Below are 19,957 nucleotides of genomic sequence, written 5' to 3' on the forward strand. Positions count from 1 at the left end.
GACCCGACGCAGCGCCCCGCCCCGCGGGGTGACGGCGCGCGCCGCACCGGCGCCACCCCCGCCCGGCGACCCGCCGGCGGTGGTGAGGTCGCCCGGCCGGAGGAGGGCGGCGGCTACCGGTCCGCCATCCCGCCGCGGGGGCCCCTCGCACGGGCCCTGGCCCCGGTCGGCGGCTTCGGCGTGACGCTCGCCAACATGGTCAAGCCGACCGTGACGGAGCAGTACCCCTCGGAGAAGGTCCCGACGAAGCCGCGCTACCACGGGCGCCACCAGCTCAACCGCTACCCCGACGGCCTCGAGAAGTGCATCGGGTGCGAGCTGTGCGCGTGGGCCTGCCCCGCCGACGCCATCTACGTCGAGGCCGGGGAGAACACACCGGACGCGCAGTACTCGCCCGGTGAGCGGTACGGGCGCGTCTACCAGATCAACTACCTGCGCTGCATCTTCTGCGGGCTGTGCGTGGAGGCCTGCCCGACGCGCGCGCTGACCATGACGAACGAGTACGAGCTCACGGGGCCGACCCGCGCCGGGCTCATCTTCGAGAAGGAGGACCTCCTGGCCCCCCTGCGTGACGGCATGCTCCGCGCCCCGCACCCCATGGTCGACGGCACGACGGACACGGAGTACTACCGGGGCGAGGTCACCGGCACGACGCCGGAGCAGGTCGCCTGGGTGGCCGAGCACCGTCCGGACGACCCGACGCTGCCGGGGTACACCGGCGACGAGCCCCGGTGGACGCCGGGACCGGCGGCCTCGGCCGTCCAGGCGACGGCGGCAGCGGCCACGAAGCAGGGCTCGCGGTGAGCGCGCTCGCGGCGGCGCCGGTCCTGGGGGCGGCGCCGGTCCTCACCGCGCTCGCCGAGACGCTCACCGAGACCGGACGGACGACGACCGGCGAGGCCGTCCTCTTCTGGGTGATCGCGCCGGTCATGGTCGTCGCGGCGCTCGGCCTGCTGTTCGCGCGCAAGGCCGTGCACGCCGCCCTGTCGGTGGTGCTCGTGATGATCAGCCTGGCGTTCCTCTACGTCGCGCAGGACGCGGTGTTCCTCGGGATCGTCCAGGTGGTCGTCTACACGGGGGCCGTGATGATGCTGTTCCTGTTCGTCCTCATGCTCGTCGGGGTCGACGCCTCCGACACCCTGGTGGAGACCATCCGGGGCCAGCGGTGGATCGGCTGGCTGGCGGGCGTCGGGCTCGGGGCCGTCCTCGTCGGCGTGGTCGGGGGCACGGTCTACGCGCCCGCGACGGGCCTGGCCGAGGCCAACGCGGACTCCAACCCCGTCGGGGTGGCCCGGCTGGTGTTCGGGGAGTACGTCTTCGCCTTCGAGGTCGTCGGCGCGCTGCTCGTCACGGCCGCCCTCGGCGCCCTGGTGCTCACCCACCACGAGCGCCTGCTGCCGCGGCGGGGCCAGCGCGAGCGCGCCGACGCCCGCGTGAAGGCCGGCGCCACCCTCACCCCGCCGCCGGCGCCCGGCGTGTACGCGCAGCGCAACGCGATGGACGTCCCCGCGCTCGACCCGCAGGGCCGGCCCCTGGAGCACTCGGTGTCCCGGGTGCTGCGCGCGCGCGGCCAGGCCGCGGACGCGCCGCCGGTGCTCCCCGCCGCCGATGCCGACGAGGGGAGCCGGCGGTGAACCCCTCGAACTACCTCGTGCTGTCCGCGGTCCTGTTCACGATCGGGGCGATGACGGTGCTGCTGCGCCGCAACGCGGTCATCGCGTTCATGGGCGTCGAGCTCATGCTCAACGCGACGAACCTCGCCCTCGTCACCTTCAGCCGGATGAACGGCGACCTCGTCGGCCAGACGCTGGCGTTCTTCGTCATGGTCGTCGCCGCGGCGGAGGTCGTCGTGGGGCTCGCGATCATCGTCGCGATCTTCCGGACCCGGCAGTCGGCCTCGGTCGACGACGTCAACCTCATGAAGGGCTGAACCGGCGGTGTCCCTCGACCTCCTCGCGGCGCTGCTCGTCGCGGTCCCGCTGGCCTCCGCCGCGGTCCTCCTCGTCCTCGGCCGTGCCACCGACCGCTGGGGGCACTGGCTCGGCGTGCTCGCCTCCGCCGCGTCGTTCGTCATCGGCGCGGTGCTGGCGCTCGAGCTGCTCGGGCGCGACGCCGAGGCCCGCGTCCTCGACGTCACGCTCGGCCGCTGGTTCGACGCCGGGCAGCTCGCCGTCGACCTCGGGCTGCGCGTCGACCCCCTGTCGATCACGTTCGTGCTGCTCGTGACCTTCGTCGGCACGCTCATCCACGTCTACTCCGTGGCGTACATGGAGCACGACGCGTCCCGCCGCCGGTTCTTCGCCTACCTCAACCTCTTCGTCGCCGCGATGCTGCTGCTCGTCCTGGCCGACAGCTACCTGCTGCTGTTCGTCGGCTGGGAGGGCGTGGGCCTGGCGTCCTACCTGCTCATCGGCTTCTGGAACCACAACACCGCCTACGCGGTGGCCGGCAAGAAGGCGTTCGTCGCCAACCGGGTGGGCGACATCGGCCTCATCGTCGCGATGGGGCTCATGCTCGCCGCGACGGGCTCGGTCGGCTTCACGCAGGTGCACGCGGCGGCCGCCGGCGGGGCGGTCTCCGAGGGCTGGCTCACCGCCATCGGCCTCATGCTGCTGCTCGCCGCCTGCGGCAAGTCGGCGCAGGTCCCGCTGCAGAGCTGGCTCGGTGACGCGATGGCCGGCCCGACGCCGGTCTCCGCCCTCATCCACGCCGCCACGATGGTCACCGCCGGCGTCTACCTCGTCGTGCGGTCGGCGCCGGTCTTCGACGGCGCGCCGACGGCCCAGCTCGTGGTCGTGGTCGTCGGGGCCGTGACGCTGGTCTACGGCGCGGTCGTGGGCTGCGCGAAGGACGACCTGAAGAAGGCGCTGGCCGCCTCGACCATGTCGCAGATCGGCTACATGATGCTGGCCGCCGGCCTGGGCCCGGTCGGCTACGCCTACGCGATCTTCCACCTGGTGACCCACGGGTTCTTCAAGGCGGGCCTGTTCCTCGGCGCCGGCTCCGTCATGCACGCCATGGCGGACTCCGTCGACATGCGGCGGTTCGGCGGCCTGGCGCGGTACCTCAAGGTGACGGTGGTGACGTTCGGGCTCGGCTGGCTGGCGATCCTCGGCGTCCCTCCCTTCGCGGGCTTCTTCAGCAAGGACAAGATCATCGAGGCGGCCTTCGTGCCCGTCGACGGGCAGCCGTGGAGGGCCTGGGTGTTCGGGGCCGTCACGCTGCTCGGTGCGGGCGTCACCGCGTTCTACATGTCGCGGCTGTTCTTCATGACCTTCTTCGGCCGCCCCCGCTGGGACGTCCCGGAGGAGGAGGCCCGTGCGGCGACCGCCCGTGCCGCGGGCGCCCGTACTGCGGGTGCGCACGCGTCAGGCGCCCACGCCGCGGGGCATCACCCGCACGAGGCGCCCGCCCTCATGCGCTGGCCGATGATCGTGCTGGCGGCGGGCTCGGTCGCGCTCGGCCTGGTCCTGGCGACGACGGGCTTCACCACCTGGCTCGAGCCCGTCACCGGGCACGCCGAGCACGAGGAGCCGGTGCTGTCCGTGCCGGTCATCACGACGCTCACGCTGTTGGCGGTCGCCGCCGGCCTCGTGCTGGCGTACCTGCGGTACGTCCGCGACGAGGTGCCGGTCGCCGCCCCCGCCGGGTCCCCGCTCACGCGGGCGGCACGCGCCGACCTCTACCAGGACGCCGTCAACGACGTCGTGCTCGTCGGCCCCGGCCGGGCCCTGACGGGGGGCCTGGTCGTCGCCGACCGGACCGCCGTCGACGGCGCCGCGGTCGGCGTCGGGCGGCTGGCCGTCGGCTCGGGCGCCCTCGCGCGCCGCGTGCAGACGGGTCTCGTCCGGTCCTACGCCGCCACGACGCTCCTCGGGGTCGTCGTGCTCGCCGGCGTCGTCCTGGCCCTGCAGGCCTGAGAGCGGGAGCACGATGACCTCCTTCCCCTGGCTCACCGCCCTCGTGGTGCTGCCCGTCCTCGGTGCGGTGCTCCTGTGGGTGCTGCCCGCCGGTGCCCGCAGCCGGGCCCGCGAGCTCGCGCTCGTCGTGGCGCTCGGCGAGGTCGCGCTCGGCGTCGGCGCGCTGGCCGCCTTCGACACCGCCGACGCCGGCACCCACCAGCTCGTCGAGCAGCACGCGTGGATCCCCGCGATCGGCGCCTCCTACGCCGTCGGCGTCGACGGGGTCGGCCTCGCGCTCGTCCTCATGTCGGTGGTGCTGGTCCCGCTGGTGGTTCTCGCGGCCTGGCGCGAGCAGGGCTCCGCCGGCGCCGCCACCGACCGCCTGCGCAGCTACCTGGCCCTGGTGCTGCTGCTCGAGGCGTTCATCGTCGGGGTGTTCAGCGCGCGGGACCTGTTCCTGTTCTACGTGCTGTTCGAGGCGATGCTCATCCCCGTCTACTTCATGATCGGCGGCTACGGCGGCCCCCGGCGCGGTGCTGCCGCGGTGAAGTTCCTCGTCTACTCGCTGCTCGGCGGGCTCGTCATGCTCGCTGGCGTCATCACGCTGTACCTCGCGGGACCGGGTGGCGACGAGGGCTTCCTCGTCGAGAACCTCGTGGGGACGCAGCTGTCGACGACGACCGAGCGCCTCCTGTTCTGCTCGTTCTTCCTGGCCTTCGCCATCAAGGCGCCGATGGTGCCGGTGCACACCTGGCTGCCCGACGCCGCGGAGCAGGCGCCGGCCGGGACGTCCACGCTGCTCGTCGGGGTGCTGGACAAGGTGGGCACCTTCGGGATGCTCACGCTGTGCCTGCCGCTGTTCCCGGAGGCCTCGCGGTGGGCGGCGCCGGTCGTCGTCGCCCTCGCGGTCCTGTCGGTCCTGTATGGCGCCGTGCTCGCGATCGGGCAGCGGGACCTCATGCGCCTCATCGCCTACACCTCGGTGTCGCACTTCGGCTTCATCGTGCTCGGCATCTTCGCCCTCACGTCGACGTCCGTCGCCGGCTCCTCGTTCTACATGGTCAACCACGGCCTTTCGACAGGGGCGCTGTTCCTGCTCGGCGGGTACCTCGTCGCCCGGCGCGGGTCGCAGCGCATCGAGGACTTCGGCGGGCTGCAGCGCGTGGTCCCCGTGCTGGCGGGGCTGTTCCTCGTCAGCGGGCTGTCGGCGCTCTCGCTGCCGGGTCTGTCGACGTTCGTCAGCGAGTTCGCGGTCCTGGTGGGGACGTTCACGCGGCACCCCGCGGCGGCCGTCGTCGCCTCGCTCGGCGTGGTCCTCGCCGCGGTCTACGTGCTGTGGACCTACCAGCGGGTGTTCACCGGCCCCCGTCCCGAGACGGCGGAGCTGACGACGATGCGCGACGTCGGCGCCCGGGAGCGCTGGGCGGTGGCGCCGCTCGTCGTCCTCATGCTCGTCCTGGGCTTCGCGCCCGGACCGGCGCTCGACCTCGTCCGACCACCCGCGCAGCTCACGCTCGAGCAGGTCGGCGAGCAGGACCCAATCCGTCAGGGGCTCGTGGCGGACGCCGGCGACGGCACCGACGACGGCAGCACCGGCAGCACCACAGACGGCACCGCCGATGGCAGCACCGACGGCACCGCCGATGGCACCACCGACGGCACGGACGAGGGGGGCGAGGGGTGAACGGCTTCACCGCACCGGAGGTGGCCTGGGGCGCCCTGAGCCCCGTGCTCGTCGTGCTCGGCGCCGCCGTGGTCGGCGTGCTCGTGGAGGCCTTCGTGCCGGCCCGCGCACGCCGGCTCGTGCAGGTCGTCCTGGCGCTGCTCGCGCTCCTCGGCGCGCTCGTCGCCGTCGGGTTGCTCTGGGGCGGCGTCGAGCGGACCGGCGGGACGGCCGTGCTCGGCGGGTCGCTCGTCGTCGACGGTCCGGCGCTCGTCTGCCAGGCCGTCGTGGCCGTGCTCGCGCTGCTGTCCCTGCTCGTGCTCGCGGACCGCACGCGCGCCGGCCAGGGCGCGATCGCGCCGTCGGTCGCGACCGTCCCCGGCTCCGAGGCCGAGCGGCTGGCACGCGAGAAGGGGCTGCAGCAGACCGAGGTCTACCCGCTCGTGCTGTTCGCCACCGGGGGGATGCTCGTGTTCCCGGCGGCGGGCGACCTGCTGACGCTGTTCGTCGCGCTCGAGGTGCTGTCCCTGCCGCTGTACCTGCTCTCGGGCACCGCGCGCGAGCGGCGGCTGCTGTCGCAGGAGGCCTCGCTCAAGTACTTCCTCCTGGGGGCCTTCGCCTCGGCGGTGCTGCTGTTCGGCGTCGCTTTGCTGTACGGGTACAGCGGCTCGCTGCGGTACGCGGACATCGCCGCGGCCACGGCGACGCCGTCGCCCCTCGACGGGCTGCTGGTCCTGGGGTCGGTCCTCGTGCTGGTCGGGCTCCTGTTCAAGGTCGGCGCGATGCCCTTCCACTCCTGGACGCCCGACGTGTACCAGGGTGCGCCCACGCCGGTGACGGCCTTCATGGCCGCGTGCACGAAGGTGGCCGCGGTCGGCGCCCTGCTGCGGTTCGTCTACGTCGTGGTCCCGGGCCTGCAGTGGGACCTGGCGCCCGTGCTGTGGGGCGTCGCGATCGTCACCATGGTCGCGGCGACGGTGGTCGCGATGGTGCAGACCGACGTCAAGCGGATGCTCGGCTACTCCTCGGTCGCCCATGCCGGATTCCTGCTCACGGGCGTCGTCGCGCTCGACGAGCGCGGTGTGAGCGGCACGCTCTTCTACCTCCTGGCCTACGGCGTGGCGACGGTCGGCGCCTTCGCGGTGGTCAGCCTGGTCCGTCAGGGCCGCAGCGGCGGGGCGCAGCTCGAGGCGGCGGACCTGTCGGCGTGGGACGGCCTGGCGCGCCGCAGCCCCGTGCTGGCGCTCGCGTTCTCCGTGTTCCTCCTGTCCTTCGCGGGCATCCCGCTGACGGGCGGCTTCCTCGGCAAGTTCTCGGTGTTCTCCGCGGCCGTCGACGGCGGTGCCTGGCCGCTCGCGCTCGTCGGCGTGCTGGCCTCCGCGGCGGCCGCGTACTTCTACGTGCGCGTCATCGTGCGGATGTACTTCACCCCTCCCGCCGACGAGGCCCTGCCCGCCGACGAGGTGCTGCTCGCCGACGACGCCACCGCCGGGAGCCCGTCCGACGCGGCCACCGGCACCGGAGCGACGGCCCTCGGGACCGCCGGGACGGGCACGCTCGTCGCGGCGCGGCCCGCCGCCACCCGCACCGCGGTCGCCACGTCGCAGGGGCTCACCGCCGTGACCGTGGTGGTCTGCCTGATCGGCACGGTGCTGCTCGGCGTGCTGCCCCAGCCGGTGCTCGACCTCGTCGGGTCCGCGGCGGTGTTCCTGCCGTGACCACCCGCATGACGCCCGGCGCGAGGACGACCGGCTGCTGTGACCGGCGGTGGACCGATGTGCCCGGCGCGGTCGCGGGAAAGTAGGTTCGTCCCGTGACCTCGCCGACCACCCTGCCCATCGTGGACGCCGCGCTCTCGTCGCGGCTCGAGGGGCGCATGACCGTCGTCGAGGAGCGCCTGCGCGACGTCGTCACGCAGAACGACCGCCTCGCCGACGAGGCGTCGCGGCACCTGGTCAACGCGGGCGGCAAGCGGCTGCGCCCGCTGCTGACCCTCCTCACGGCCGAGCTGGGCGACGGGTCACGTCGCGAGGTGCTCGACGCCGCCGTGGTCGTCGAGCTCACCCACCTCGCGACGCTGTACCACGACGACGTCATGGACGCCGCGCCCCTGCGCCGCGGTGCGCCGGCCGCGCACGAGGTGTGGGGCAACTCGGTGGCCATCCTCACCGGCGACCTGCTGTTCGCGCGGGCCTCGTCGACGGTGGCCGGGCTCGGCCCGGAGGCGGTGCGCATCCAGGCCGCGACGTTCGAGCGGCTCTGCCTCGGGCAGCTCCACGAGACGGTGGGGCCGAACCCCGGCGAGGACCCCGTCGACCACTACCTGCAGGTGCTGGCGGACAAGACGGCGTCGCTCATCGCCACGGCCGCGCGCTTCGGCGCCATGTTCGCGGGGTGCCGGCCGGACGTGGTCGCCACCGTGCAGGCCTTCGGGGAGACGGTCGGCGTGGCCTTCCAGCTCGCCGACGACGTCATCGACCTCACCTCCGACGCGGCGACCACCGGCAAGACGCCCGGCACCGACCTGCGCGACCGCGTCCCGACCATGCCCGCGCTGCTCCTGCGGGCCCGCGCCGCGCGCCCCGGCGCCTCCAGCGGGGACCGGGACGTCCTGGCGCTGCTCGACGCCGACCTCAGCACCGACGCCGCCCTCACCGAGGCCGTCGAGGCGCTGCGCGCGCACGACGTCGTCGAGCAGACGCGGGAGCGTGCGGTGGTGCTCGCGCGCCAGGCCGTCGAGCGGCTGGACCCGCTGCCGCCCGGCGCGGTCAAGGACGCGCTCGTCGCCTTCGCGGACTCCCTGGTCGACCGGGCGTCCTGACCGGTCCGGCGCGGCAGGGGGCGGCGTGAGCGGGGGCGTGGGCGTGGGCGACGAGCCCACCGACGGCGGGGACGTGCCGCCCGCGGACGCCTCGGGTTGGCGCCCGCACCTGCGGGTCGGCTCGGCGACGCACCCCGGGTACCGGCGGCCGGACAACCAGGACGGCGCCCTCGTCGGGCGGCGGGTGTTCCTCGTCGCCGACGGCATGGGCGGCCACGAGGACGGCGCCGCCGCCAGCGCGGCGGCGCTCCGGGCGCTGCGCCGGCTCGACGCCGACGACGGGACCGACTCGGACGTCCCCGCCGCCGCGGACCCGACCGCACCGCCCCCGGGCGGACCCGACGTGGCGGACCGCGCCGCCGCCGTCCGCGCAGCCCTCGCCGACGCGCACGCGGCGGTCGCGGCCCTGGCGACCGGACCGGACCGCGCCCCGGGCACCACCGTGACGGGCGTGGTGCTGGTGGTTCCGGGCGGGCAGGTCCCGCCGGCGTGGCTCGTCGTGAACGTCGGGGACTCGCGCACGTACCGCTGGGCGCACGGCGCGCTGGAACGGCTGACGGGCGACGACACGCTCGTCGCCGAGCTCGAGCGGGCCGGCCTCCTCACCGCCGCGGAGGCCCGCAGCGACCCGCGCCGCCACGTCATCACGCGCGCACTGGGTGCGGGGGCACCGCTGCGCCCCGGGCCGCACGACGTGCGTGCCGTGCCCGCGGCACCGGGGGACCGCGTCCTGTCCTGCTCGGACGGGCTCACGGACGAGCTCGACGACGCGCGGATCGCCGCACTGCTGGCCGAGGGCGACGACCCGCAGGCGACGGCGGAGGCGCTGGTCGCGGCGGCGCTGGCCGCCGGAGGGCGCGACAACGTCACGGTGGTCGTCGTCGACGTGACCTGAGCAGCACGCGCGTGCCGGGGTCAGGCCGCCGTGCTCGCCTCGCGCCGGGCCGCGAGGGCCGCGCGCCGCCCGTGCCGCAGGCCGTCCACCGACAGCACGACGAGCGCCGCCCACACCAGCGCGAAACCCCACCAGCGGGCCGGCGGCATCGTCTCGTGCTGGACGAGCACCCCGACGAGGAACTGCAGCGTCGGGGTGATGTACTGCAGCAGCCCGACGACGGACAGCGGCAGGCGCCGCGCCGCCGTGTTGAACAGGAGCAGCGGCAGGGCGGTGACGACCCCGGTCGACGCCAGAGCCACCGCGTTCGCCGTGCCGTGCGCGGCGAAGGTGCCCCCGCCGGTCAGGTGCAGGCCGACGAGGAACGCCAGCGCGACCGGCGCCAGCACCAGCGTCTCGACGGTCAGGCCGGGGACGGCCCCGACGGTGGCGCCGAGCCGCGACTTCAGCAGGCCGTAGAGCCCGAACGTCGCGGCGAGCGTGAGGGCCACCCACGGCAGGGTCCCGAGGCCGACGGCGATGACGAGCACGGCCAGCGCCCCGAGGCCCAGGGCCGCCCACTGCACGGGCCGCAGCCGCTCCCCGAGCACGAGCACGGCCAGGCCCACCGTGACGATCGGGTTGATGAAGTAGCCTAGCGCCGCGTCGACGGTGTGCCCCGTGAGCACGCCGAGGACGAAGACGAGCCAGTTCGCCGCCAGCAGCACCGCCGCGACGGCCAGGACGCCGAGGGTGCGCCGGTCGCGCAGCAGCGCCCGGACCGCCCCGGTCGTGCGGGTCGCCAGCACGAGGACGGTGCAGAACAGCACGGACCACACGACCCGGTGCGCGATGATCTCGACGGGCCCGGCAGGACGCAGCAGGGGGAAGTACAGGGGCATCGCGCCCCACAGCACGTACGCCCCGATCCCGGTGACCAGGCCGGTGCGGCCGGTGGTGCCCCGGGCTGCGGTCGAGGCGGCTGTCGGGGCGGGGGAGAGTCGTCCTGGCACCGCCCGACCCTACGCGGCGCGACCGGCCGAGCCCGTCGGCCTCCGGCGAGCGGTCCGAGGAGCGGAAGGAGCGCGTCCACCACATGGACGGCTCACCGGCGCACCCCATGGGCGATGTCGCAGGTCAGGCAGCCGGTGTCCACGGACAGGGACGTCTCAGGACGGCCGGGTGAGGCTTGCCTATACTCATCGGCGGTCTCATACCGCCCGGACGCCCGTCCCGAAACGTGAGAAGAGCCGTGAGCACACCCACCCTGCGCGTCGCCGTGGTCGGCGCCGGTCCCGCCGGCATCTACGCCGCGGACATCCTGGCCAAGACCGACCTGGACGTGAGCATCGACCTGTTCGAGCGCCTCCCGGCGCCGTTCGGCCTCGTCCGCTACGGCGTGGCCCCCGACCACCCCCGCATCAAGCAGATCATCGTCGCGCTGCACAACATCCTGCAGCGGGGGGACATCCGCCTGCTGGCGAACGTCGACTACGGGACGGACGTCAAGCTCGAGGAGCTGCGCCAGTTCTACGACGCCATCATCTTCTCGACCGGCTCTATCCGCGACGCCGACCTGCCGGTCCCGGGCATCGACCTCGAGGGCTCCTACGGCGCCGCGGACTTCGTGTCCTGGTACGACGGGCACCCGGACGTCCCGCGCACCTGGCCGCTGGACGACGAGGTCGTCGCCGTCATCGGCGCCGGCAACGTGGCGCTGGACGTGGCGCGCGTGCTGGCCAAGCACGCGGACGACCTGCTGCCGACCGAGGTCCCGGCCAACGTCTACGAGCAGCTCAAGGCCTCCCCGGTCACGGACGTGCACGTGTTCGCGCGCCGCGGCCCCGCGCAGGTCAAGTTCTCGCCGCTGGAGCTGCGCGAGCTCGGGCACGTCCCGGACGTCGACGTCGTCGTGTACCCCGAGGACTTCGACTTCGACGAGGGGTCGAACCAGGCGATCAAGTCGTCGAACCAGACGAAGCAGGTCGTCAAGACGCTCACGGACTGGACGCTGCGCGAGCCGGAGGAGCTGACGGCGAGCCGCCGCATCCACCTCCACTTCCTGCACGCGCCGGTCGAGGTGCTGGGCGAGGACGGCAAGGTCGTCGCGCTGCGGACGGAGCGCACGGAGCTCGTCGGCGACGGCACGGTCCGCGGCACGGGCGAGACGCACGACTGGCCGGTCGGCGCGGTGTACCGCGCGGTGGGCTACTTCGGCTCGCCGCTGCCCGACATCCCCTTCGACGACGCGGCGGGGGTCATCCCCAACCGTGGCGGCCGCGTGGTCGACCCCGAGGGGGAGCACCTGCCCGGCATCTACGCCACGGGCTGGATCAAGCGCGGCCCCGTCGGCCTCATCGGCCACACGAAGTCGGACGCCACGGAGACCATCCGGAACCTCGCGGAGGACGTCGCCACGGGCGGGGAGGCCGCGTACACCGCCGTCGAGCGCGACCCGGAGGCCGTCACCGCCTTCCTGCGCGCCCGCGGGGTCGAGCCGATCGACTGGAAGGGCTGGGAGCTGCTCGACGCGTACGAGCGGTCCCTCGGCCAGCCCCACGGCCGCGAGCGGGTCAAGCTCGTGCCGCGCGAGGACATGGTCGAGATCTCGCTCGGGCGTCGCGTCTGACGGCTGGCCGTCCCGCAGCTCCCGCCTGCGTGCCCCCTGTGCGTCCCGCCCCCGTCCCCGGGGTCGGGAACGTGCGGGGGGCACGGCGCGTTCTGACGTCGACGGTCCTGCGCGCCCGCGCGTGCGGGGCCGGCCCGACGACGGAGGAGAGCGCACCACGATGGGTCACCGGCACTACAACGGGCTGAAGACCGCCGCGCTGTTCGGCGTGCTGTGGGCCGTGCTGCTCGGCATCGGCTGGGTGGTCGGCGGGGGCACGGGCCGCTACGCGCTGCTGTTCGGGGCCATCGGCGTCGTCATGACGTTCGTCTCGTACTGGAAGTCGGACACCATCGCGATCCGCGCGATGCGGGCCCGCCCCGTCAGCGAGCTCGAGCAGCCGGCCATGTACCGGATCGTGCGGGAGCTGTCGACGACGGCCAACCAGCCCATGCCGCGGCTGTACGTCTCGCCCACGTCGGCGCCCAACGCGTTCGCCACGGGGCGCAACCCGCAGAACGCCGCCGTCTGCTGCACGGACGGCATCCTGCAGCTGCTCGACGAGCGGGAGCTGCGCGGCGTGCTCGGCCACGAGCTCATGCACGTCTACAACCGCGACATCCTCACGTCGTCCGTGGCGGCGGCCATCGCGGGCGTCGTGACGTCCCTGGCGCAGTTCGCCATGTTCTTCGGCGGCGGGGGCGACCGCGAGCGGCCGGCCAACCCCCTCGTCGGCCTGCTGCTGGCGTTCCTGGCGCCGCTGGCCGCCACGCTCGTCCAGCTCGCCATCAGCCGCACCCGGGAGTACGACGCCGACGAGGACGGGGCGCGCCTGACCGGCGACCCCCTGGCGCTGGCCTCGGCGCTGGCCAAGCTGTCCCGGGGGACGAAGGCCCGCCCGCTCCCGCAGGACCGCGAGCTCGTCAACGTCTCGCACCTCATGATCGCCAACCCGTTCCGCGGCGGCGGCATGGCGCGCATGTTCGCCACGCACCCGCCGATGGAGGACCGCATCGCGCGGCTGCAGGCCATGGCCGGCGGCCCCGCGGGCGGCATCACGCGCTACTGACCTCGTCGCGGGCACCGTGGGGCGCGACCGCGGCGACCTGCCATGACCGGACGGCCTGCGAGCCCCGCGAGGGCTCACGGGCCGTCGTCGCGTCAGCGGTCGTCCCAGCGGTCCTGGCGGCGGCCGTTCAGCGGTAGTTGACGAACTGGAGCGCCGCGTCGACGTCGGCGTCCTTCAGCAGGGCGATGGCGGCCTGCAGGTCGTCGCGGCTCTTGCTGGACACCCGCAGCTCGTCGCCCTGGATCTGCGCCTTGACGGTCTTCGGCGCCTCGTCGCGCAGGATCTTGGCGAGCTTCTTGGCGATCTCGCTCGACAGCCCCTCCTTGATCCCGGCGACGAGCCGGTACTCCTTGCCGGACGGCTTGGGCTCGCCGTCGCCGAGGTCGAGCGCCTTGAGCGAGATGCCGCGCTTGATGAGCTTGGTCTGGAAGACGTCGAGCACGGCGAGCACGCGCTCGGGGGAGTTGGCGACGAGCAGGACGCTCTCACCGCTCCAGTCGATCGACGCGCCGACACCCTTGAAGTCGTAGCGCTGCGCGATCTCCTTGGCGGCCTGGTTGAGGGCGTTGTCGACCTCCTGCCGGTCGACCTTGCTGACGACGTCGAACGAGGAGTCCGAGGCCACGGGGCGCCTCCTGGGGTCGGGGGCCGGACAGGCCCGCGGGACGGTGCTCCGGGCGCGTGCCCGGCCGCGGCCAGCCTGCCACGACCGCGCGCGCCGGGGCCCGTCGGCACGGGGGGCGGACGGTCGCGCGGGGCTGGGGACGGTCCGCGCGCGGACCGTGTCCGCAGCACCGCGTCGCGTCGGGTAAGGTCTCCTTCCGCCGCGGCGGGTTACCCGAGTGGCCAAAGGGGGCTGACTGTAAATCAGCTGGCAACGCCTACGGGGGTTCGAATCCCTCACCCGCCACCGCAGCGACGACGGCCCGGACCCGACCAGGTCCGGGCCGTCGTGCGTCGCGACTCGGCCGGGTCGGCACCGTGTCGCAACCGCGCCACGACAGGCGCCGCTGCGGGCGACCCAGCTGCACGGCCGGCCCGGCACGCACCTCCCACGAGCCCGGCGCCGGCCCGACGGCGATTTCGTGGCGGCCGGGAGGCCGTGTATCTTGGTCGCCGTTGCCCCGATAGCTCAGTCGGCAGAGCGTCTCCATGGTAAGGAGAAGGTCAAGGGTTCGATTCCCTTTCGGGGCTCTGTGGTGTGCGCCGATCCCGTCCGCGGGCGCGGAGCGTGCACCTCGTGGCGGGGTAGCTCAGGTGGTTAGAGCACACGGCTCATAATCGTGGTGTCGCGGGTTCGAGTCCCGCTCCCGCTACCACGGCGGTGCCCCGGCGGTCCTCGGCCGCCGGGCGCACCCGTCCCGCAGCAGCGCGTCGGCCGGCGCGTCGCGAGTCCAGCAGCAGGCGCCGCAGGCGCGAGAGGTGGCAAGGCCATGGCCAGCAAGTCCCAGGACGTCCGTCCGAAGATCACGCTCGCGTGCACGGAGTGCAAGGAGCGGAACTACATCACGAAGAAGAACCGTCGGAACAACCCCGACCGGCTCGAGATGAAGAAGTTCTGCCCGCGCGAGAACAAGCACACGGTCCACCGCGAGACCCGCTGACCCCGCGCGCCGTGGCGGTCGACCCCGGGTACGCCGGGCGGGTCTACCCGCCCACCGCGCCCTACGAGGTGGGGCGCGAGGCCCTGCGCGAGTTCGCCGAGGCCGTCGGCTCCGCGCACCCGGCCCACGTCGACGCCGCGGCGGCCCGGGCGCTCGGTCACCCGGACGTCGTCGCACCGCCCACGTACGCGGTCGTCGTCGCCCAGCGCGCCGAGGCCCAGCTCGTCCAGGACCCCGCTGCCGGGATCGACTTCAGCCGCGTCGTGCACGCCGACGAGCGCTTCACGCACCACCGGCCGATCTACGCGGGCGACCGGCTCGTGACCGTCCTGCACGTCGACGCGATCACCACCCGGGCCGGGCTGAGCATGGTGAGCACCCGCTGCGAGATCGCCGACGAGGCGGGGGAGCCCGTGGCCACCGTCCGCTCCACGCTCGCCGTCCGCGGCGACGAGGGGGCGCCGGCATGAGCGCGCCGACGCCGGCCGCCGTCCCCGTCGGCCGTCCCGCGCTCGACGATCTCGTCGTCGGGCAGGAGGTCGCCCGCGCCACGGTCGACGTCGACCGTGCGCGGCTCGTGCACTACGCGGCGGCGTCCGGGGACCGCAACCCCATCCACTGGAACGAGCGGTTCGCGCGCGAGGTCGGCCTGCCCGGCGTCATCGCGCACGGCATGTGGACGATGGGCGCGGCCGCGTCCGTCGTCACGGCGTGGGCCGGGGACCCCGGCGCAGTCGTCGACTACGGGGTGCGGTTCACGCGGCCGGTCCCGGTGCCGGACCCCGGGGCCGCCCAGGTCGAGGTCGTCGCCACCGTCGGCGCGCTCGACGCCGACGCCGGCACCGCGCGCGTCGACCTGACCGTCACCGCCGAGGGGCAGCGCGTCCTCGGGAAGGCTCAGGCGGTCGTGCGGCTCCGCTGACGGCCCTCGCGGCCGCCACCGCCGGGCGCGTGGGCGTCGGGTGGTCGGCCGGCTCCCGGGGGTGCTCCGCTCAGCCCGGTGCCCGGCCCGTCGTCGTGCCCAGGCGCTGCGTCGTCGGCAGCACGACCGGCTCCGGGTCCTCGCCGTCGAGGATCCGCGCGGCCGCCTCACCCACGGCCCGCCCCTTGTCGGCGAGCGGCTGCACCACCGACCGCAGCACGTCGGGGGCCAGCCAGGGCAGGTCGATCCCGTCGATGCCCGCCACCGAGACGTCCTCGGGCACGCGCAGGCCCAGCTCCCGCGCCGCGAGCAGGACGCCCGAGGCCAGCAGGTCGCTCTGCGCCAGGACGGCGGTCGGGCGGTCGGGCCGGTCCAGCAGCGCGTGACCTGCGGTGCGGCCGTGCTCGACGAGCGAGGCCGGCGCCTCCCACACCGCGACGGGCTCCACGCCGGCGTCCCGCACCCCGGCCAGGCGCCGCCGCGTCACCGGCCACGTCGCGGACGCCTCCCGCTCGGCGTCCACCGGCCCCTCGCGCCGGTCCCCGCGCATGGGCAGGGTGACCACCGCGACGCGCCGGTGCCCCAGCGCGACGACGTCGGCCGTCATCTCGGCGTAGCCCTGCCGGTCGGTCACCGAGACGATGGTGCCGCGCGCCGGCGGCTCGCCCTCGAGCACGACGAGCGGGACCCCGCGCCGCTCGAGCGTCCGTCGGGGCGGCTCCTCGAGCAGGCTGCCCGACAGGAGGACGGCGACGTCCATCGCCGCGGACTCGAGGAGCGGGTCGACGGCGGGTGCGCCCTCGCCCTCGGAGGCGGGGATGAGCAGGACGCCGAGCCCGAGAGGTCCCAGCGTGGAGACGAGTCCGTCGAGGAACTGGACCGACACGGGGTCGCGGAACGCCCGCGCCAGCGCGTCGCCGACGACCACCCCCACGATGCCGGAGCGCCCGCTGCGCAGCTGGCGTCCCAGCGGGTTGGGCCCGACGTAGGACAGGGCGGCCGCCGCGTCGAGCACCTTCTGGCGGGTCGCCGGGGTGATGGGACCGGCCCCGGAGAAGGCGAGGGAGGCCGTGGAGACGGAGACGCCCGCGGCACCGGCGACGTCCGCCAGCGTCGGTCGACGCGTCCCCATGCCACCTCCGCTGCTCGGGCCGGCGGCGCGGGGCCTCCGCGCCGCCGGTCAGCCTAGCGAGGGGACCGGGCGGGGGCGGGACGTCACGCCCCCTGCGCGCGCTCCAGGCGCGCGTACCGCCCGCCCGCGGCGACGAGCCCGTCGCGCGTCCCGACCTCCACCACCCGTGCGTCGTCCAGGACGACGATGCGGTCGGCGGAGCGGATCGTCGAGAGCCGGTGGGCGACGACGAGCGTCGTCCTGCCGCGCATGAGCCGCCCGAGCGCCTCCTGCACCGCGGCCTCCGACTCGGGGTCGAGCGCGGACGTGGCCTCGTCGAGCAGGAGGATGCGCGGGTCCCGGACGAGCGCCCGCGCGATGGCGATGCGCTGGCGCTGCCCGCCGGACAGGCGCGCCCCGCGCTCGCCGACCACGGTGTCCCAGCCGTCGGGCAGGGCGTCGACGAGCTCCGCGGCGTTCGCGTCGACGAGCGCCTGCCGGATCCGCTCGTCGGTCAGGCGTGGCAGGCCGTAGGCGACGTTGTCGCGGATGGAGCCCTCGAACAGCACGGACTCCTGCGGGACGACCGAGACCCAGCGGCGGACGGTGCGCAGGTCGAGGTCGGCGGTGTCCTGCCCGTCGACGAGCACGCGCCCGGCGGTGGGCCGCAGGAACCCCAGCACGAGGTTGAGCACCGTGGACTTGCCGGAGCCTGACGGCCCGACGAAGGCCACCGTCTCGCCCGGCCGCACGTCCAGGCTGACGTCGACGAGGGCGTCCCGCGCGGCCTCCGGGTAGCGGAAGCGGACCGCGTCCAGCGTGAGCCGGCCGTGCACCTCCGCCACGCCCGCGCGGCCCTCGTTCTCCTCCAGGTCCGGCTCCTGCATGACCTCGGCGATCGAGCGCACCGACTCCAGCCCGCGCGCGCCGACGGGCAGGAGCATGAGCAGGTTCGTCAGCGCGCCGGTGAGCAGGGCGAAGTACGACGAGATCTGCACGACCTCGCCGGCCGAGACCGCCACGAGCCCCGTGAGCGAGACCCACGCGGCGAGCACGAGGCACAGGACCCCCAGCAGCTGCAGGCCGACCCAGGACATGGACGCGAAGCGCCCGTTGAGCACGTCGAGCGTGAGCCCGGCCGACCGCACGCCCTCCGCACCGGCGGCGAACGCTCGCGCGCCGTCCGCTCCAGGCCGTGCGCGCGGGTGATGGGCATGAGCGTGGCCATCTCGCCCACACGGGCCGAGAAGTGCTCGACCTCGCGCCGGAACGTGGCGTTGTACTCCCGGCTCCGCAGCCCCAGGACGTACCGCAGCACCACGGCCAGGGGGATCGTCAGCGCGTAGACCGGCAGGAACTGCGGCACGGCCAGCGCCGTCATGACGACCGCCCCGGTCACGACCATCGTCGCCGACAGCAGCGGGTGCGCGACCTGCTGCAGCATGAGCTCGACGTTCTCCACGTCGCGCACCACCTTGGTCTGCACGATGGAGGCGCTGGTGCGCGAGTGGAAGCCGATGGACAGGCTCTGCAGCCGCGCGGTCAGCCCGTTCCGCAGGTCGGCGCCGATCTGCCGCACGGCGCCCATGTACCGCTTCGTGTACTGCACGTGGTTGGGGTAGTTCTGCAGCAGGGTGACGACCGCGACGGCGGCCCAGGTCCACAGCTCGCGCAGCGGCCCACCGGCGACGAGGACGTCGATGACCTTCCCGGTGACGACGGGCATGAGCCACAGCGGCACGTCCTTGACCGCGAAGAACGCGACGGCGACGAGCACCTGGCGGCGGTGGTGGCCGAGCAGGCGGAGGACCGAGCGGAGGGGGCGGTCGCCGTCGACCGCGAGGGGGTCGAGGCGGGGGCGGGAGGGCACGGGACCATCCTGCGCCCGACGAGGGCCGCCGCGAAAGCGCTTACCACGTGGACGTCCGGCCGCCGGTGCGCCGTGGGCACGGCAGGCTGGGCGGGTGACCACCCCGACCCCGGCCGCCGCCACGTCCCTGCCCCCGCGCGTCGTCGGCCGCGCCTCGGCCGCCGTCTTCGCGGCGTTCTTCCTCGCCGGCCTGAACTTCGCCAGCTGGGCGTCCCGTCTGCCGGCCATCCGCGACGGCCTCGGGCTCAGCCAGGGGCAGGTCGGCCTGCTCCTGCTCGTCGGGTCGGTGGGGTCCCTCGTCGCGCTGCCGCTGTCCGGGCTCGTCGTCGAGCGGCTCGGCGCGCGGCGGACCGTGCTGGCGTTCGCCGTGCTCAACGCGGCCGGGCTGACGGTGGGTGCCGTGGGGGTGGCGCTCGGGCAGGTGGTCGTCGTCGCCGCCGGCCTCCTGCTGTTCGGCGTCGGCACCGGCGTGTGGGACGCGAGCATGAACATGGAGGGCGCGGCCGTGGAGCGCGCCCTGGGCCGCTCGATCATGCCGCGGTACCACGCCGGCTTCTCCTTCGGGACCGTGGCCGCGGCGGCCCTGGCGGCCGTCCTCGCGGGGCTCGACGTGCCGGTCGTCGTCCACCTGCCCGCCGTCCTGCTGCTGTCGACGGTCGCGGTGGCGGTCGCGGTGCGGTCCTTCCTCCCGGGGACGGACGGGGCCGCACCGGGGGCCGACGGGCCGGACCACGCCGGGCGCGTGGCGGATCCGGCCGCCCCGGCGGACGGGCCGCGACGCGGTGCCGGCGGTGCCCTGGACGCCTGGCGCGAGCCGCGCACGCTGCTCATCGGCCTCGTCGTCCTGGGGGCGGCACTGACGGAGGGGGCCGCCAACGACTGGGTCAGCCTCGCGGTGGTCGACGGCTTCGGCACCACCGACGCCGTGGGGGCGGTCGGCTTCGGGGTGTTCGTCACGGCGATGACCGTGGGCCGCATCGCCGGCACCCGGGTGCTCGACCGGTTCGGCCGCGTCGCCGTGCTGCGCGCGGCGGCGGTGCTGGCGATCGTGGGCCTGCTCGCCTTTTCCCTGGTCGGGCCGCTGTGGCTCGCGCTCGTGGGCGTCGTGGCGTGGGGGCTGGGCGCCGCGCTCGGGTTCCCCGTGGGCATGAGCGCTGCGGCCGACGACCCCGCCCGCGCCACCGCGCGCGTCAGCGTCGTCTCGACGATCGGGTACTCGGCGTTCCTCGCCGGCCCGCCGCTGCTGGGGTTCCTGGCCGAGCGCGTGGGGTACCGCACGGCCCTCCTCGCGGTGGTCGTGCCCGTCGTGGTGAGCCTGCTCGTCGTGCGCGCGGCGGCTCCCGAGGACGGGCCCGGCCCCGCACCCGTGCGGGGCGCGTCCTAGCGGCGCGGACTAGCCTGGGCGCGTGGAGACCCCTCGCACGATCGACCTGCTCGACGCCGTCGGCGGGCTCGCGGCCGGCGGGCCCGACGCGGACGCGTGCGCCCTCGTCCCGCCGCCGCCCCTGCCGGC

Annotated in this window: 17 protein-coding genes, 3 tRNA genes and 1 pseudogene; 17 read left to right on the forward strand and 4 right to left on the reverse strand. The window is 74.8% G+C overall.

The annotated features are described in order from the left end of the window. The first annotated feature begins 126 nt into the window (after positions 1 to 126). From nuoI to AC2TDM_RS03895, 8 genes are all read left to right on the forward strand, one after another. The gene (gene nuoI / locus AC2TDM_RS03860; RefSeq protein ID WP_484636379.1) at positions 127 to 804 is read left to right on the forward strand and encodes an NADH-quinone oxidoreductase subunit NuoI; all 678 of its coding nucleotides are present in this window, start codon (positions 127 to 129) and stop codon (positions 802 to 804) included. A 23-nt stretch (positions 805 to 827) separates the two neighbouring features. Further along, positions 828 to 1,634: an NADH-quinone oxidoreductase subunit J gene (locus AC2TDM_RS03865; protein WP_484636380.1), complete on the forward strand. Its 807-nt coding sequence runs from the start codon at positions 828 to 830 to the stop codon at positions 1,632 to 1,634. Then, positions 1,631 to 1,930, forward strand: a complete 300-nt coding sequence (nuoK, locus tag AC2TDM_RS03870) for an NADH-quinone oxidoreductase subunit NuoK (RefSeq protein ID WP_090031840.1) — start codon at positions 1,631 to 1,633, stop codon at positions 1,928 to 1,930. The genes AC2TDM_RS03865 and nuoK overlap by 4 nt, the downstream gene beginning before the upstream one ends. 7 nt (positions 1,931 to 1,937) lie before the next feature. Further along, positions 1,938 to 3,920 carry an NADH-quinone oxidoreductase subunit L gene (gene nuoL, locus AC2TDM_RS03875; RefSeq protein ID WP_484635884.1) on the forward strand — a complete coding sequence of 661 codons (1,983 nt, stop codon included), beginning with the start codon at positions 1,938 to 1,940 and terminating at the stop codon, positions 3,918 to 3,920. A 13-nt stretch (positions 3,921 to 3,933) separates the two neighbouring features. Then, complete coding sequence (locus tag AC2TDM_RS03880; protein WP_484635885.1) at positions 3,934 to 5,586, forward strand: NADH-quinone oxidoreductase subunit M; 1,653 nt, start codon at positions 3,934 to 3,936, stop codon at positions 5,584 to 5,586. Then, on the forward strand, positions 5,583 to 7,283 hold the full coding sequence (nuoN, locus tag AC2TDM_RS03885; RefSeq protein ID WP_484635886.1) for an NADH-quinone oxidoreductase subunit NuoN: 1,701 nt from the start codon (positions 5,583 to 5,585) through the stop codon (positions 7,281 to 7,283). The genes AC2TDM_RS03880 and nuoN overlap by 4 nt, the downstream gene beginning before the upstream one ends. Before the next feature lie 158 nt (positions 7,284 to 7,441). Beyond that, positions 7,442 to 8,386 (forward strand): polyprenyl synthetase family protein, encoded by a 945-nt coding sequence (locus AC2TDM_RS03890; RefSeq protein ID WP_175499378.1) that lies wholly within the window; start codon positions 7,442 to 7,444, stop codon positions 8,384 to 8,386. Between the two features lie 25 nt (positions 8,387 to 8,411). Further along, the gene (locus AC2TDM_RS03895; RefSeq protein WP_484635887.1) at positions 8,412 to 9,281 is read left to right on the forward strand and encodes a PP2C family protein-serine/threonine phosphatase; all 870 of its coding nucleotides are present in this window, start codon (positions 8,412 to 8,414) and stop codon (positions 9,279 to 9,281) included. Between the two features lie 20 nt (positions 9,282 to 9,301). On the opposite strand, the gene rarD is transcribed toward AC2TDM_RS03895, so the two are convergent. Then, complete coding sequence (gene rarD, locus AC2TDM_RS03900) at positions 9,302 to 10,273, reverse strand: EamA family transporter RarD (RefSeq protein ID WP_090031848.1); 972 nt, start codon at positions 10,271 to 10,273, stop codon at positions 9,302 to 9,304. A 239-nt stretch (positions 10,274 to 10,512) separates the two neighbouring features. On the opposite strand from rarD, the gene AC2TDM_RS03905 reads away from it, so the two are divergent. Together AC2TDM_RS03905 and htpX are read left to right on the forward strand one after the other, a co-directional pair. Then, the gene (locus tag AC2TDM_RS03905) at positions 10,513 to 11,889 is read left to right on the forward strand and encodes an FAD-dependent oxidoreductase (protein WP_484635888.1); all 1,377 of its coding nucleotides are present in this window, start codon (positions 10,513 to 10,515) and stop codon (positions 11,887 to 11,889) included. Between the two features lie 160 nt (positions 11,890 to 12,049). Next, positions 12,050 to 12,937, forward strand: coding sequence for a zinc metalloprotease HtpX (htpX, locus tag AC2TDM_RS03910; protein WP_484635889.1), 888 nt, complete (start codon positions 12,050 to 12,052; stop codon positions 12,935 to 12,937). Between the two features lie 127 nt (positions 12,938 to 13,064). Here htpX and AC2TDM_RS03915 read toward each other — a convergent pair whose 3' ends face one another. Continuing rightward, complete coding sequence (locus AC2TDM_RS03915; protein WP_484635890.1) at positions 13,065 to 13,562, reverse strand: YajQ family cyclic di-GMP-binding protein; 498 nt, start codon at positions 13,560 to 13,562, stop codon at positions 13,065 to 13,067. 203 nt (positions 13,563 to 13,765) lie between these two features. On the opposite strand from AC2TDM_RS03915, the gene AC2TDM_RS03920 reads away from it, so the two are divergent. From AC2TDM_RS03920 to AC2TDM_RS03945, 6 genes are all read left to right on the forward strand, one after another. Continuing rightward, positions 13,766 to 13,847: transfer RNA gene (locus AC2TDM_RS03920), tRNA-Tyr, on the forward strand. Positions 13,848 to 14,058: 211 nt separating this feature from the next. Further along, a tRNA-Thr gene (locus tag AC2TDM_RS03925) sits at positions 14,059 to 14,131 on the forward strand. A 48-nt stretch (positions 14,132 to 14,179) separates the two neighbouring features. Then, positions 14,180 to 14,256, forward strand: a tRNA-Met gene (locus tag AC2TDM_RS03930). Positions 14,257 to 14,370: 114 nt separating this feature from the next. Then, positions 14,371 to 14,541, forward strand: a complete 171-nt coding sequence (gene rpmG / locus AC2TDM_RS03935; RefSeq protein ID WP_090031858.1) for a 50S ribosomal protein L33 — start codon at positions 14,371 to 14,373, stop codon at positions 14,539 to 14,541. 11 nt (positions 14,542 to 14,552) lie between these two features. Continuing rightward, positions 14,553 to 15,011 carry an FAS1-like dehydratase domain-containing protein gene (locus AC2TDM_RS03940; RefSeq protein WP_484635891.1) on the forward strand — a complete coding sequence of 153 codons (459 nt, stop codon included), beginning with the start codon at positions 14,553 to 14,555 and terminating at the stop codon, positions 15,009 to 15,011. Continuing rightward, positions 15,008 to 15,463: a MaoC family dehydratase gene (locus AC2TDM_RS03945; RefSeq protein WP_090031862.1), complete on the forward strand. Its 456-nt coding sequence runs from the start codon at positions 15,008 to 15,010 to the stop codon at positions 15,461 to 15,463. The genes AC2TDM_RS03940 and AC2TDM_RS03945 overlap by 4 nt, the downstream gene beginning before the upstream one ends. Positions 15,464 to 15,533: 70 nt before the next feature. Here the strand turns inward: AC2TDM_RS03945 and AC2TDM_RS03950 are convergent, their stop codons facing one another. Then, positions 15,534 to 16,595, reverse strand: coding sequence for a LacI family DNA-binding transcriptional regulator (locus AC2TDM_RS03950; protein WP_090031864.1), 1,062 nt, complete (start codon positions 16,593 to 16,595; stop codon positions 15,534 to 15,536). 83 nt (positions 16,596 to 16,678) lie between these two features. Then, a pseudogene (locus tag AC2TDM_RS03955) lies at positions 16,679 to 18,444 on the reverse strand (ABC transporter ATP-binding protein). A gap of 94 nt (positions 18,445 to 18,538) precedes the next feature. On the opposite strand from AC2TDM_RS03955, the gene AC2TDM_RS03960 reads away from it, so the two are divergent. Beyond that, positions 18,539 to 19,828 carry an MFS transporter gene (locus AC2TDM_RS03960; protein ID WP_484635892.1) on the forward strand — a complete coding sequence of 430 codons (1,290 nt, stop codon included), beginning with the start codon at positions 18,539 to 18,541 and terminating at the stop codon, positions 19,826 to 19,828. Positions 19,829 to 19,957: the final 129 nt, after the last annotated feature.

The sequence above is a fragment of the Cellulomonas sp. plas2 genome, assembly GCF_057221735.1.

What these genes read in the sequence shown, in the direction of transcription:
- AC2TDM_RS03880 (WP_484635885.1), top strand. Translation starts at nt 3,934, where the DNA reads ATGACCTCCTTCCCCTGGCTCACCGCCCTCGTGGTGCTGCCCGTCCTC.
- AC2TDM_RS03890 (WP_175499378.1), top strand. Translation starts at nt 7,442, where the DNA reads ATGACCGTCGTCGAGGAGCGCCTGCGCGACGTCGTCACGCAGAACGAC.
- htpX (WP_484635889.1), top strand. Translation starts at nt 12,050, where the DNA reads ATGGGTCACCGGCACTACAACGGGCTGAAGACCGCCGCGCTGTTCGGC.
- rpmG (WP_090031858.1), top strand. Translation starts at nt 14,371, where the DNA reads ATGGCCAGCAAGTCCCAGGACGTCCGTCCGAAGATCACGCTCGCGTGC.
- AC2TDM_RS03945 (WP_090031862.1), top strand. Translation starts at nt 15,008, where the DNA reads ATGAGCGCGCCGACGCCGGCCGCCGTCCCCGTCGGCCGTCCCGCGCTC.
- AC2TDM_RS03950 (WP_090031864.1), bottom strand. Translation starts at nt 16,595, where the DNA reads ATGGGGACGCGTCGACCGACGCTGGCGGACGTCGCCGGTGCCGCGGGC.